Genomic DNA, 12,857 nt, shown 5'->3' on the forward strand with positions numbered 1-12,857 from the left:
GCTCCTTTCCGTCGGGGCGGCCCGCCTTGGCGGCGGGCGCCCCAGGTTCATATTAGGACACATACGCCCCTTTGGCAAGGATTATTTTCCCACTGCGGGGCGGAAACATGCACAGAAAACCGCCCCTGTCCGGCTGGACAGGGGCGGTAAGGGAGGCTAGGAAATTACTGGGCGTAAGCCGCGGCGCTGGCGCCGGCGATGCGGCCCCAGGCGAAGCAGTTGGCCAGAGTGAAGCCCATGTAGGCGCTGTTGGCGCTGGCCTCGCCGGCCACATACAGACCGGGGATGCTGCTGCCGTCAGCACGCAGGACTTCGGCGTTCTCGTTGCGGGCGATGCCGCCGTAGGTGATGATCTCGCAGGGCACCAGGGGGATGGCCACATAGGGAGCGGTCAGCTTGGCCAGCTCGTCGCCGGTGCGGCGGAACTCCTGGTCGTAGCCGGCATCCACGTAGGCGTTGAAGTTGTTGATGGTCTCCTCCAGCCCGGCGGCGTCCACGCCCAGGTTGGCGGCGAACTCCTCGATGGTGTTGCCGGTGACGTACTCCAGGTCCAGGTTGCGCTTGGTCTTGCCGCCGGTGGCGTCAATGGCAGCCTGGTCGGAGATGGCCCAGACGTAGCCCAGGCCGTCCTTGTGCATCTGGTCGAACACGGGGCTGTTGAGCTTCTGGGTCATGTAGCCCTGGTCCTTCTCGTTGACAAAGCGCTTGCCCTCGGCGCCCACCATGATCATGTTGGGCAGGGACATGAAGCCGTTGTTGCTGGCGGTGGCGGAGGTGCCGTTGTGCTCGGCCATAATGGTGTAGTCCTTGAGGACGCACATCATGTCGTCGGTGTGGGTGGTAGCGGCGCCCACGTTGCTGGCCATGATAATGCCGTCGCCGGTGGAGCCGGGGAAGCCGATGCCGAAGGTGCCGGCCAGCTCGGGGCTGAAGAGAGCGGTGAGCTCGGGGTTGTAGGCGTAGCCGCCGGTGCAGATGACCACGCTCTTGGCGGTGATGGTGAACTCGCTGCCGCCCTTGACGGCCTTCACACCGCCCACGCTGCCGTCGGCGTTCATAACCAGCTCAGTGGCCTTGGTCTCCAGCATGAGCTCCACGCCGGCGTCGTCCAGGCTCTTGCTGAAGGGCTCGGCCATACCGGCGCCGGCGCCTTCCACCTGGTGCATCATCTGCAGGGGGCCATAGCCCACCTTCACGTCCACAAAGTTCATGCCCACCCGGTCGGCCAGCCAGTTGATGGTCTCGCCGCTCTTCTCCAGGGTGATGGTGGTGAGGGCGGGATCCAGGTGGTAGGAGGCGTTGCTCATCAGGTTGTCGTACATCTCCTCGAAGGTGAGCTCAATGCCCATCTCCTTCTGCAGGTCGCTGCCATAGGCGCCGATGACGCCCTGGGAGGTGAAGGTGGTGCCGCCGATGGAGGCCATCTTCTCCAGCAGGATGACGGTTCCGGCGCCCTGGTCCTTGGCCTCAATGGCGGCGCACAGGCCGGCGCCGCCAGCGCCGATGACCACCACGTCAGCGGTCATGTCGCCGGCAGTCTCGCCCTCTTCCACCTGCACGGGCACCTGCTTGAGGGCCTCCACGTCGCCGCCGGCCTCGGTGATGGCGGCAGCAACGGCGTTCAGAATGGCGTTGCTGGTGTTGGTGGCGCCGGTGACGGCGTCAATGCCCAGGGACTGGTTGTCCACAATAGCCTGGGGGATGCGCTCCAGAGCGGGAGCGGCGATACTCTCGGTCTCGGCCTGCTCGGTCACCTCAACCTTGGTGATGGCGCTGTCGCTGACGGTGACCTCAACGGTCACAGGGCCGTTGTTGCCGTCGGCGGTGCCGGTGTAGGTACCGGCGGTGTAGGCGCCGGTGGGAGCGGTGCTGGGGGACTGAGACGGAGCGGTCTCATTGGTGCAGCCTGCCATCATGCCAATCAGCAGGGCGGAGCCCAGCAAGAGGCTGATGCCTTTTTTCAGATTCATTGGTAGTTCCTCCTTCTTCTTTCCATTCGTCTTTCCTCGGCTTGGGTTGTTAAGATTATATCATTTTCTTTGTTTTCACACAAGCAGTATTTGACAAATTATTTACACATTTGTCCGAAATTTATTCTATTTTTGTAATTATTGCACACTTTTATTAATATTTTGCGCTTTGGGCCTTTACTTTGATAAACAGCATGGCCGAATTGACAGGCACACCTTCCGCCGATATACTTAAATATAAGAAACAATGGGGAGGCGCTGCCCATGGACGACTATATCAGGCTGAAAAAGTCCAACTGCAAGAACTGCTACAAGTGCATCCGCAACTGTCCCGTCAAGTCCATCCGTTTCTCCGACCACCAGGCCAACATTGTCTCCGAGGAGTGCATTCTGTGCGGCCGGTGCTTTGTGGCCTGCCCTCAGAACGCCAAGGAGGTGCGGGACGACCTGCCCGCCGCCCGTGCCCTGCTCTCCTCCGGCGCGCCGGTGTACGCCAGCGTGGCCCCCTCCTTTGTGGCCGCCTGGGAGGGTGTGACCATCTCCTCCATGGAGGCGGCGCTCAAGCAGCTGGGCTTTGCCGGGGCCGAGGAGACCGCCCTGGGGGCCACCATGGTCAAGACCAAGTACGAGCACCTCACCGCCGCCGGTGAGCAGGAGGTCATTGTCTCCACCTGCTGCCACACGGTGAACCTGCTGGTGCAGAAGCACTTCCCCGAGGTGCTGCCCGCCCTGGCCAAGGTAGTGTCCCCCATGCAGGCCCACTGCCGGGACCTGAAGCGGCGGTATCCCGGGTGCCGCACCGTGTTCATCGGCCCCTGTATCTCCAAAAAGGACGAGGCCGAGGCCTACCCCGGCATTGTGGACTGCGTCCTCACCTTTGAGGAGCTGTCCGCCTGGCTGGACCAGGCGGGAGTGACCCTGGAGGCAGGAACCGACGGCAACGCTGAAAGCCGTGCCCGGCTCTTCCCCACCACCGGCGGCATTCTGCGCACCATGGCGGAGCGGAACCCGGATTACGCCTATCTGGCGGTGGACGGCATCGACAACTGCATCACCGCCCTGGAGGATATCGCCGCCGGACGGATGGGTAAGTGCTTTATCGAAATGTCCGCTTGCCCCGGCAGCTGCATCGGCGGCCCGGCCATGGGCAAGAACCGCCGGGCGGCGGTGCGGGACTTTGTCACCGTGGACCGGTACGCCGGCCCCGCCGATTTCCCCTTTGAGCCTCTGCCGCCGGAGAAGATGAACAAGCGCTTTCCCCTGCTGCTCACCGGGCAGGTCAAGCCGGGCAGCGCCGCCATTGAGGAGGTGCTGCGGCAGATGGGCAAGACCCGCCCCTCCGACGAGCTCAACTGCGGCACCTGCGGGTACGACACCTGCCGGGAGAAGGCGGCCGCCGTGCTGGCGGGCAAGGCAGACATCACCATGTGCCTGCCCTACCTGAAGGAGCGGGCCGAGTCCTTCTCCGACCATATCATCCAGAACACCCCCAACGCCATCGTGGTGTTTGACGACACCCTGGTCATCCAGCAGGTCAACGACGCGGCCTGCCGCCTGCTTGGCGCCGGACCGGAGGAGCTGAAGGGCACCCAGCCCGGAGGCCTGCTGGCGCCGGAGGTCTATGTGGAGACCCTCCAGCTGGGCCGCCCCTATCACCAGAAGTGCCTCTATCTCAAGGACTACGACAAATACGTGGAGCAGATGGTCACCTATGACGAGGGCTACCACATCCTCATCTGCATCATGCGGGACATCACCGCCGAGGAACGGGAGCGGGAGCACCGGGAGGCGGTGAACGCCATCACGCTGGAGGTGGCGGACAGGGTCATCGCCAAGCAGATGCGCACCGTCCAGGAGATCGCCTCCCTGCTGGGCGAGACGGCGGCGGAGACCAAGGTGGCCCTCACCAAGCTGAAGGAGAGCCTGGGCCATGAGTGAACTGATTCCCGATGTGGGCTATGTAAGCCTGAATAAATTCGGCGAGCAGCTGTGCGGCGACCACGTGGAGATTGTGGACGGCGGGGACGGCAGCCTGGTGGTGGTGCTGGCCGACGGGCTGGGCTCCGGCGTGAAAGCCAGCATCCTCTCCACCCTGACAGCCAAGATCATCTCCACCATGATGGCCAACGGCCTGTCCCTGGCCGACTGCGTGGACACCATCGCCGCCACTCTGCCCGTGTGCTCGGAGCGGCAGGTGGCCTACTCCACTTTCACCATCCTGCGCTTTGAAGGGGAGCAGGCCCAGATCATCCAGTTTGACAACCCCCACGTCATTCTCCTGCGGGACGGACACCCCTACGCCTATCCCCAGGACATGGTGGAGATTGACGGCAAGAAGATCTACCAGGCCGCCATCGACCTCCGGGAGAACGACACCTTTGTGGCCTTCAGCGACGGGGCCCTTCACGCCAGCGTGGGGCCGGTGCTGGACCTGACCTGGGACCGGTGGGCCATCGGCCAGTTCCTGGAGACCATGTACGACCCCCACGCCACCGCCAAGACCGTGTCCTCCCTCCTGGCCGGAGAGTGCAAGCGGCTCTACGGCGAGCGGCCCGGGGATGACACCACGGTATGCACGGTCCGGCTCCGGCGGCGGCAGACCGTCAGCCTGATGCTGGGCCCCTCCCGGGACCCTGACGACGAAGAGGCCATGCTCACCGCCTTCTTTGCCGAGCCCGGGAAGCACATCGTCTCCGGCGGCACAACCTCCGCCCTGGCCGCCCGGCATCTGGGCCGTGAGCTGGACACCACCCTCCCCGCCTATATGGACCCGGAGATTCCCCCCACCGCAAAGCTGGAGGGGGTAGACCTGGTCACCGAGGGCGTGGTCACCCTCAGCCGGGTGGTGGAGTACGCCGTGGACTATCTGGGGGACAACACCCGGTACAGCCAGTGGGGCTACAAGAAGGACGGCGCATCCCTGGCCGCCCGGATGCTCTTTGAGGAGGCCACTGACGTCAACCTGTACATCGGCCGGGCAGTCAACCCGGCCCACCAGAGTGCAGGCATGCCCATCGGGTTCGATCGGAAGATGCAGATCGCCGACCAGCTGGCCGACTGTCTGAGACGGATGGGCAAGCAGGTCTCCATGTACAGATTCTGACCGCGCCCTCTTCTGTCTATATCTGTGATAAGTAGCCATATTTTTTCCAAAAACAAAACAATCTTCATATAAGATTTTTCTCCTCTTTTGTATCATAATGACAAAGACAGCGATTATAAATACGGGGGGATTATTTATGTCACAGTCCGAACTGATTAAGCAGATTAGCGATTCCATGCAGATCGGCAAGGCCAAGCTGGTCAAGCAGTATGTCACCCAGGCCCTGGAGGAGGGCATTCCCGCCCTCACCATCCTCAACGAGGCCCTGCTGGAGGGCATGGGCATGGTGGGCGAGAAGTTCAAGAACAACGAGATCTTCGTTCCTGAGGTTCTGGTGGCCGCCCGCGCCATGAACGCCGGCATCGACCTCATCAAGCCCCAGCTGGCCGCCACCGGTATGGAGAGCAAGGGCACCGCCGTTATCGGCACCGTCAAGGGCGACCTCCACGACATCGGCAAGAACCTGGTCCGCATGATGATGGAGGGCAAGGGCATTGAGATGATCGACCTGGGCGTGGACGTCTCTCCCGAGCAGTTCTACGAGGCCGCCGTGGAGCACAATGCCCAGCTGGTGTGCTGCTCCACCCTGCTCACCACCACCATGGCCGAGATGGGCAATGTGGTGCAGTACTTCACCCAGAAGGGTAAGCGCGATCAGGTGAAGATCATGGTGGGCGGCGCTCCTGTCACCCAGTCCTTCTGCGACTCCATCGGCGCCGACTGCTATACGCCCGACGCCGCCACCGCCGCCGAGGCCGCTATCGGTCTCCTGGCGCAGTAATTGCTCCGATACATAACACAAACGCCGTGGGTGTCCGAATGGATACCCGCGGCGTCTATTTATGTTCAAAGTTCAAATACGCCCGGCCGGGAGCGTATACCGCTCCAATAAACGCGACGCCCTGACGCCGGCGATACCGCCGGAGTCAGGGCGTTTGTTTACAGAAGCACCAGGCCGTATTTCCTGGACATCTCAGCCAGAAACTCCGGCTCCAGGTCGCCGGTGCCGTCCCAGAAGGCCCGGCCCTGGTAGACCCGCAAAGCCTGCTCCAGCAGCTCGGGCACGTCGGACCACAGACACAGGGCGTCCCGGACGGCGTACTGGTTCTCCGCAAAGATGGCCACGTCGTCCTCCTCCAGGATGGCAATCTTCAGCGCCCCCTGGGGACAGGTCTCCTCCGCCTCCAGAATCTCCTCCATCAGGTCGGAGGTGCACTCGATGGTCTCCCCCACATCCACGTCGGGGGTGATGAAGCGGGCCTCCTTTTCGCTGGCGCAGGGAATCACGTCCGGGTCGTGCTCCGGCGGCACAAAGCGGGAGAAGTCCACCTGCTCCAGCGCGCGGCTCAGAGCCGCTGTCCCCTCGCCGCTCAGCTCCCCGCCGCAGGCGAAGAGCTTCACCCCCGCCTCTGCCAGAGGCTGGAGCGCCTGACCGGCACGGCTGATCACCGCTGCCAACGGAATGGACGCATAGGGCGTCAGCCGCTGAAGCTGCTCCAGCAGTGCCTCCTCCCCCTCACGGCAGCTCAGGCCGAAGGCGGCCGCCCCCATGCCCTGCATCACAATCAGGGCAGCCAGCACGTCGGTGCCCCACTGGGTACGCCCCTCCTTGTCACAGCTGGCCAGTACCACCACCGGATGGTCGGAGGCCTGACGCACCGCCAGCATGGCGGCCCGCTCCTCAGCCATGGTCATGCCCTCCGCCAGCAGAAACAGGTCCACGCCCGCCTCCGCCAGCGCGGCGGCCTGTTCGGCATAGGCCGTCACCAGCTCCTCAAAGGACACGTCGCCGAAGGGCTCCAGCTCCTGCCCGGCAGGCCCCATGCAGCCGGCCACCAGGACCTCGGCCCCCGCCGAACGGCGGGTCAGCTCCACAAGGGTCCGGTTGTAGCCCCGCACGTCCTCTTCCCCGTCCCGCCGGGGCAGGCGGAACCGGTTGCCCCGGAAGGTGGGGGCTACCACCGCGCCGCAGCCCGCCGCGGCCCAGGTCTGCTGGATCAGACTCAGCTTCTCCCGATGTCCGGGCAGCCAGGTACTCTCCCGGGCGCCGGCATGCTCACTGTCCTCGGCGCCGCCGATGAGAAGAGGCAGGGGTAGAGGTATGTCCATGGAAGTTCTTCCTCCTTGAGCTTCATATATTTGGAATTCAGTATACCGGGTTCTGTACCAAAATGCAAGGCAATCTTCCCGTACAGTACAAAATATAGCGGCGGAGCGGGCGCCGCGCTGTGCGGTGCCCGCTCCGGACTGTTCTGTCTGAATTTGAATGCCTGTCTCAGCGGAACAGGGGCAGCAGGGCGGCACCGATGATGCCCGCGTCGTTGCCCAGCTGGGCCAGGGTGAGGATGGTGCGGCGCTTGCTGTCCCGGGCGTAGTCCTCCCGGTCCACAATGGCCCGCACAGGCCCCATCAGGGTCTCGCCGGCGCCGGCCACGCCGCCGCCCACGCAGAAAATCTCAGGCTGGAACACATTGATCAGGCTGGTGATGCCGCAGGCCAGATAGGACTGGTACTCCTCCACCAGCTCCTTGGCCAGCAGGTCGCCCTGGGCCGCCGCGTCAAAGACGGTGCGGGCCTCCACCTTCTCCGGGTCGCCGTCACACAGCTTCCACAGCAGGGTCTCCCGGTTGTCCTGCATCCGCTCACGGGCCCGCTTGATGATGGCGGTGGCGGAGGCGTAGGTCTCAAAGCAGCCCCGGCGGCCGCAGGTGCACAGGCGGCCGTTGTACTCGATGACAAAGTGGCCGACCTCCAGACCGGCGTAGTTGAAGCCGGTGTACAGCTTGCCGTCCAGCACGGCGCCGCCGCCCACGCCGGTGCCCAGGGTGATGGCCACCATGGAGTGGCTGCCCTTGCCCGCGCCGGCGGCGTACTCGCCCAGTGCCGCGGCGTTGGCATCGTTCTCAATGTAGACCTCCTTGCCCAGGCGGGCCTTGAGCATGTCGGCCAGAGGCACGTTGTGGAAGTCCAGGTTGGACCAGTACTCCACAATGCCGTTCTTGGGGTCAATGACGCCGGGCGAGCCGATGCCCACCGACGCAATGTCGTCCATGGTGAAGCCACCGGCGGTCAGTGCCTGACGGGCCGCCTCGGCCATGGCGGCCGCCACAGCCTCCGCGCCGGTACGGGGCGTGGAGATCTTGCCCCGGCTGAGAATGGTACCCGTATCATCCACTACGGCGGCGGCCACGTTAATGCCGCCCAGGTCAATGCCCAGATACTTCATAAGAAAACGTCCTCCCTTGTCCTCTTTGTACTTCCGCTGCCGCGCCGGACCAGCGCAGTATTTTCTTTATTATAGCGAAAAAAGCCGTGCCCCACAAGAGGGCACGGCCTGAGGCACGGTAAAAATAATCCACGGGTGGCTGACATTTTAAGGGCAATCTGCAACATGTTTTCTTCCGTCTTACGCGGCTGGGACCGCCTCATTCAGCTTCACAGCCGCTGCGCCTGTGTTTTTTTCGCCGCTCCACCCTTTCGCGGCAAAGTGGATCCCCAGGGTAACAAAGCCGCTGAGGAGCAGGAAGGCATAAAAGCTGATGCCCCGGGAGACCAGCACCGCCGGCGTCACCAGGGACGCGCCGAAGAAGAGGGCGAACAGGGTAACAAAGCCGCCCTCAGTGGCGCCCACCGCGCCCGGCAGGGGCAGCGAGGAGGTGGACAGGGTGAGCAACGCCTGAACCCCCACCAGCTCCATGGCTCCGTGGCCGCTGAGGCCGAAGGCCTTATACACCACAAAAGGCACCAGAAACAGCGCGGTGAGCTGCACCACGTTCAGCCCCAGCAGCACGGGCACCAGCCCGGCGTTTTTTTTGAAGCACTCCGCGCCGGAACGGTACTCGGCCATCTGCCGCTCCAGCTTCTCCTGGGCGGCGGCACGGTTGCGGACCAGCCGCAGCCGGACGCCCAGATTCAGCAGGCCGTTCATCAGCCGCCGGGCGGCGTTGGGCAGGAACATAAAGCAGAGCATGCCGGCGGTGAGGGCCAGCATGACCACCGCGCCGTAGAGCAGCAGCAGGCCCATACCAGGGCCCATGGCGGAGATCATCCCCGGCATGGCGATGGCCGCGCCGATGGCGTAGAGCAGCACGGTCACCTGGTAGCACACGGCGATCATCATCATATTCAGGGCGCCGTGGGCGGCGGGCACGCCGCTCTTGCTCATGTAGTAGATTTGGGCGGGCTGTCCGCCGGTGGCGGAGGGCGTGATGGAGCTGACATAGAATCCCACAAAGGAGAAGCTCAGGCAGCGCCGGTAGGGCAGCGGATGGCCCAGGCGGCCCAGAATCAGCTTGGAACACATGGCCTCGCTGCCCACAAAGACAAACATCAGCCCCAGACCCAGGACCACATAGCCCGGCTTTATCTTCCCCAGCACGTCCAGCAGCTGGGAGATAGGCTGGTTGCGCAGCAACAGGTAAAAGGTGAGGGCAATGAGCGCCAGCAGCAGGGCTCCGCCCGTCAGCCGCTTGGCCTTACTCATGGGCGTGCACCTGCCTCCAGCCCCACAGCAGCCGTCCGGCAAGGGCCAGCACGGCGGTCAGCGCGGCCACAGCGGCGAAGCGCCGGGCAAAGGTATTCTTTTTCTTCATTACGCGCACGCTCCCTTCATCACACGCAGGGTCTCCAGAATGGCGCCCAGGGTATTGTCAGCCAGCTGGCTCTTGAGGCGGCGCATATTGCCCGCCATGGCCGAGAGCTTCTCCCGGTCGTAAATCAGATTGCGGATGGCCTCCAGGCAGTCCTCGATCTCCTTGGCCGCCACAGCGCCGATGCCCGCGCGGACCAGGAACCGGGCATTGTTGATCTCCTGCTGGAGGAAGGGCTCCCAGGCCAGCAGGGGCAGCTCGGAGAAAATACTCTCAAACATGGTGATGCCGCCGGGCTTGGAGAGCATCAGGTCAGCCTGGGCCATGTAGTCGTACACCCGGTCGGTGTAGCCCACCACATGGATGTGCTCATACTTCCCCTCCAGCCGCTCCCGCAGCTTCTCGTTCCGTCCGGCGATGATGGTGGTCTCCACGCCGGGCAGGGCGTTGAGCTCCTCGTAGAACCGCTCCTTCCGGGGCAGCAGCCCCAGGCCGCCGCCCATGATGAGCAGGTGCCGGCGCTGGCCGTCCCGCTGGTGGGGCGTAGTCTTGAACTGGGCCTTCACCGGGATGCCCGTGGGCACGATGATGGCCAGGTCCACACCCTTCCGGGCCAGCTGCTCCCGCAGCTCGGGGGTCCCCACCAGATAGCAGTCGGTATTGCTGTTAATCCACTCGCCGTGGACCGACAAATCGGTGATGCAGGTGATGAGCGGCAGCGATACGCCGGTCTCCTGCTTCCAGCGGGACACCAGCTGGGCACAGAGGGGATGGGTGGCCACCACCATGTCGGGCCGCTCCTCCTCCAGCAGGGTCTCCAGCCGGTCCAGGAAGTGCCACTCAAAGGGCGGGTGGGCGTCGCTCTCCATGTTCTCCGTCATCTTATAGTAAGTATTGTAAATCCCGCTGCCGTGGGTGACCAGCAGGGAAAAGCCCTTGTACCACGCCTCAGAGGCGCTGGGCACGGCATAATCAATAAAGTCCAGCACCTTGACCTCTGTGCCGGGCTCCTCGTCCTGGAACTGCTGCGCCAGAGTCTGGGAGGCCGACCAGTGGCCCATGCCGAATTTTCCTGTCAAAATCAGGATTTTCACGTCCAACCCTCCTGTCATTACGCGTTTCCTTCCTGTTTACATTCCTGAGTATAGCTTCTGAATCTTTAGAAAACCCTGCCCCAAAGCTTAAAGAATCATTAAGAAAAAGGAAATTTCTTATTTCGAAATTCCAGGTTTCATCACATTATAGACAGAACAGCGCGGCTTTTTTCATAAAACACGAAAAAAGCCGCGCTGTTTTTGAATTTATATTTTATAACCCTCCGTGCTGTCTCTCCACAGAATTCTGCACTCCTGCGTCCCGGCGGCGCACACAGCGGCATGCCAGCCCTCGCCGGAAAAGTCATGCAGCAGCACGCCCTCCGCCTGTTCGCCGGGCAGGGGCGGGCAGATTTTGGCCGGTCCGGCAATGCTGCCCCCCGTCCGCTTGACCCAGCTCTCCTTCCGGGTCCACAACTGGCAGAATTTCTCCCAGCCGCCCCCCTGGGCCTCAAACCACCGGTACTCCCGGTCGCTGAGCACATACCGGGGCAGACCGGCACGGTGGGGACGCACCCGCTCGATGTCCACCCCCACGCTCTGATCGGAGAAGGCGCAGAGGGCCAGGTCACCGCTGTGGCTCAGGTTGAAATGGATATGGGGCATGGAAGGGAAAAAGGGCTTTCCCATGGGGCCCCGCTCCACAGGCGGCATCTCCTCCAGGCCCCAGATCTCCCGCAGACCCAGCGCCAGCAGCCGCCGGGACGCAGCCCGCCCCTCCTCATTTCTGCTCCCCAGTATCAGCAGCATAATGTCCCCCCTCCACTAAAAGCTGCACTTATTTTAATGCTTTTTATATTGTGTTTTCAATCTGTCTTTTGTACAATGATTGCAAAATCCCGGTGAACTGCCGCTGTCCCCCTTTCCCCGGGAAATAAGGAGTGACGCTTTTATGGAACAGCAACAGTATGTCTGCCCCAAGTGCGGCTGTATGACCTATGAGCACGACCAGTTCCAGGCCACCGGCGGAAACTTCGCCAAGTTCTTCGACATCCAGAACAAGAAGTTTTACACCATCACCTGCACCCGGTGCGGTTACACCGAGCTCTACAAGGCCCAGAACGACACCGGCATGGATATCCTCGACTTCCTCATCGGCGGCTGAAAAAACAGGCGGCGGGAATTTTCCCGCCGCCTGTACTGTATTTTACTGTCTCAGTCCAGCACCTGGACGCAGGCGCCCAGAGCGCCCTTGCCGATGTAGACGCTGAGGGTGGCGTCCATCTCCCCCTGCCAGAAGTGGTCGTAGTTGGGGAAGAGCTGCTCCATTCTGGCCCGGAGCTGGGCCATCTCCTCCGGCGCGCCGCCGTTGGCCACCGCCAGGTTGTACCGCTTGTGGTCCCCCAGAGACTTGCGCACCAGCTCAATCAGCTTGTCCTGCACCGCCTTGCGGCCCCGGACCTTGGCGATGCTCTGGAGCTGTCCGTCCCCGGCAAAGGTGATGAGGGGCTTGATGCTCAGCATGGTCCCCGCCATGGCGGTCACCTTGCCGATGCGCCCGCCCTTGGCCAGATACTCCAGGGTATCCACCGAGAAGAAGGGGTAGGTATTGGCCAGCAGCTTGGGCACACGCTCCTTCACCAGCTCATCCCAGGATATGCCGTTTTCAATGTCCTCCCATGCCTGGAGCACCGAGATGCCCATGCCCAGCGCGCCGCTGAGGGAGTCGAACACGGCGATCTCCAGGTCGCTCCTGCTCTCACCCAGCAGGCGGACCATGTTGTAGGTGCCGGAAAGCCCCGAGGAGAGGTGGATGGCCAGCACCCGCTCGTATCCATCCGCCTTGATGCGGCTGAGAATCCGGTCGGCGGTGAAGAAATCGGGCAGAGAGGTCTTGGGAAGCTCCCCCGCCTCCAGGCGGCGGTAGATGTCGGAGGAGAAAATATCCACTCCGTCGAAATACTCCCCATCCCGGCAGGCGATTTTCAGCGGCACGGTGTAGATGGGCTTGCCCGCCCGCAGCTCCTCTGAGAGGTCAGCGCAGGAATCCGTCAGAATCGCAATCTTATAAGGGTTTGACAACTCTATCATCCTACTCTATAATTAACATTACGGAACATAACATAACAGCGTTATGTGATTATTATATCTAACTTTTCCA

The 12,857-nt window shown here is 62.7% G+C and carries 11 protein-coding genes; 4 read left to right on the forward strand and 7 right to left on the reverse strand.

Annotated features, from left to right (window positions below):
- Positions 1-164 precede the first annotated feature (164 nt).
- Complete coding sequence (locus ACOX7T_RS12385; protein ID WP_433443196.1) at positions 165-1,970, reverse strand: FAD-dependent oxidoreductase; 1,806 nt, start codon at positions 1,968-1,970, stop codon at positions 165-167.
- Positions 1,971-2,234: 264 nt separating this feature from the next.
- Between ACOX7T_RS12385 and ACOX7T_RS12390 the strand changes: the two genes are divergently transcribed.
- The 3 genes from ACOX7T_RS12390 (at position 2,235) to ACOX7T_RS12400 (ending at position 5,854) form a co-directional block, all read left to right on the forward strand.
- Complete coding sequence (locus tag ACOX7T_RS12390) at positions 2,235-3,908, forward strand: [Fe-Fe] hydrogenase large subunit C-terminal domain-containing protein (RefSeq protein WP_433443198.1); 1,674 nt, start codon at positions 2,235-2,237, stop codon at positions 3,906-3,908.
- Positions 3,901-5,073, forward strand: a complete 1,173-nt coding sequence (locus ACOX7T_RS12395) for a SpoIIE family protein phosphatase (RefSeq protein WP_433443201.1) — start codon at positions 3,901-3,903, stop codon at positions 5,071-5,073. The genes ACOX7T_RS12390 and ACOX7T_RS12395 overlap by 8 nt, the downstream gene beginning before the upstream one ends.
- A 136-nt stretch (positions 5,074-5,209) precedes the next feature.
- On the forward strand, positions 5,210-5,854 hold the full coding sequence (locus ACOX7T_RS12400; protein WP_433443203.1) for a corrinoid protein: 645 nt from the start codon (positions 5,210-5,212) through the stop codon (positions 5,852-5,854).
- 158 nt (positions 5,855-6,012) lie between these two features.
- On the opposite strand, the gene ACOX7T_RS12405 is transcribed toward ACOX7T_RS12400, so the two are convergent.
- The 5 genes from ACOX7T_RS12405 to ACOX7T_RS12425 form a co-directional block, all read right to left on the reverse strand.
- Positions 6,013-7,182 carry a homocysteine S-methyltransferase family protein gene (locus ACOX7T_RS12405; protein WP_433443205.1) on the reverse strand — a complete coding sequence of 390 codons (1,170 nt, stop codon included), beginning with the start codon at positions 7,180-7,182 and terminating at the stop codon, positions 6,013-6,015.
- Between the two features lie 166 nt (positions 7,183-7,348).
- Positions 7,349-8,299, reverse strand: a complete 951-nt coding sequence (locus ACOX7T_RS12410) for an ROK family protein (RefSeq protein ID WP_433443207.1) — start codon at positions 8,297-8,299, stop codon at positions 7,349-7,351.
- Positions 8,300-8,479: 180 nt separating this feature from the next.
- Positions 8,480-9,556, reverse strand: a complete 1,077-nt coding sequence (locus ACOX7T_RS12415; protein WP_433443209.1) for a lysylphosphatidylglycerol synthase transmembrane domain-containing protein — start codon at positions 9,554-9,556, stop codon at positions 8,480-8,482.
- 108 nt (positions 9,557-9,664) lie between these two features.
- Complete coding sequence (locus ACOX7T_RS12420) at positions 9,665-10,756, reverse strand: MGDG synthase family glycosyltransferase (RefSeq protein ID WP_433443211.1); 1,092 nt, start codon at positions 10,754-10,756, stop codon at positions 9,665-9,667.
- A gap of 207 nt (positions 10,757-10,963) precedes the next feature.
- Complete coding sequence (locus ACOX7T_RS12425) at positions 10,964-11,506, reverse strand: 4'-phosphopantetheinyl transferase family protein (RefSeq protein ID WP_433443213.1); 543 nt, start codon at positions 11,504-11,506, stop codon at positions 10,964-10,966.
- Positions 11,507-11,648: 142 nt separating this feature from the next.
- Between ACOX7T_RS12425 and ACOX7T_RS12430 the strand changes: the two genes are divergently transcribed.
- On the forward strand, positions 11,649-11,861 hold the full coding sequence (locus ACOX7T_RS12430) for a zinc ribbon domain-containing protein (RefSeq protein WP_006574732.1): 213 nt from the start codon (positions 11,649-11,651) through the stop codon (positions 11,859-11,861).
- Between the two features lie 50 nt (positions 11,862-11,911).
- Here ACOX7T_RS12430 and ACOX7T_RS12435 read toward each other — a convergent pair whose 3' ends face one another.
- Positions 11,912-12,787 (reverse strand): DegV family protein, encoded by an 876-nt coding sequence (locus tag ACOX7T_RS12435; RefSeq protein ID WP_433443215.1) that lies wholly within the window; start codon positions 12,785-12,787, stop codon positions 11,912-11,914.
- Positions 12,788-12,857 lie beyond the last annotated feature (70 nt).

Origin of the sequence: Pseudoflavonifractor sp. (assembly GCF_050943825.1) — a bacterium.
Lineage (GTDB): Bacteria > Bacillota > Clostridia > Oscillospirales > Oscillospiraceae > Pseudoflavonifractor.

What these genes read in the sequence shown, in the direction of transcription:
- ACOX7T_RS12385 (WP_433443196.1), bottom strand. Translation starts at nt 1,970, where the DNA reads ATGAATCTGAAAAAAGGCATCAGCCTCTTGCTGGGCTCCGCCCTGCTG.
- ACOX7T_RS12390 (WP_433443198.1), top strand. Translation starts at nt 2,235, where the DNA reads ATGGACGACTATATCAGGCTGAAAAAGTCCAACTGCAAGAACTGCTAC.
- ACOX7T_RS12395 (WP_433443201.1), top strand. Translation starts at nt 3,901, where the DNA reads ATGAGTGAACTGATTCCCGATGTGGGCTATGTAAGCCTGAATAAATTC.
- ACOX7T_RS12400 (WP_433443203.1), top strand. Translation starts at nt 5,210, where the DNA reads ATGTCACAGTCCGAACTGATTAAGCAGATTAGCGATTCCATGCAGATC.
- ACOX7T_RS12405 (WP_433443205.1), bottom strand. Translation starts at nt 7,182, where the DNA reads ATGGACATACCTCTACCCCTGCCTCTTCTCATCGGCGGCGCCGAGGAC.
- ACOX7T_RS12410 (WP_433443207.1), bottom strand. Translation starts at nt 8,299, where the DNA reads ATGAAGTATCTGGGCATTGACCTGGGCGGCATTAACGTGGCCGCCGCC.
- ACOX7T_RS12415 (WP_433443209.1), bottom strand. Translation starts at nt 9,556, where the DNA reads ATGAGTAAGGCCAAGCGGCTGACGGGCGGAGCCCTGCTGCTGGCGCTC.
- ACOX7T_RS12425 (WP_433443213.1), bottom strand. Translation starts at nt 11,506, where the DNA reads ATGCTGCTGATACTGGGGAGCAGAAATGAGGAGGGGCGGGCTGCGTCC.
- ACOX7T_RS12430 (WP_006574732.1), top strand. Translation starts at nt 11,649, where the DNA reads ATGGAACAGCAACAGTATGTCTGCCCCAAGTGCGGCTGTATGACCTAT.
- ACOX7T_RS12435 (WP_433443215.1), bottom strand. Translation starts at nt 12,787, where the DNA reads ATGATAGAGTTGTCAAACCCTTATAAGATTGCGATTCTGACGGATTCC.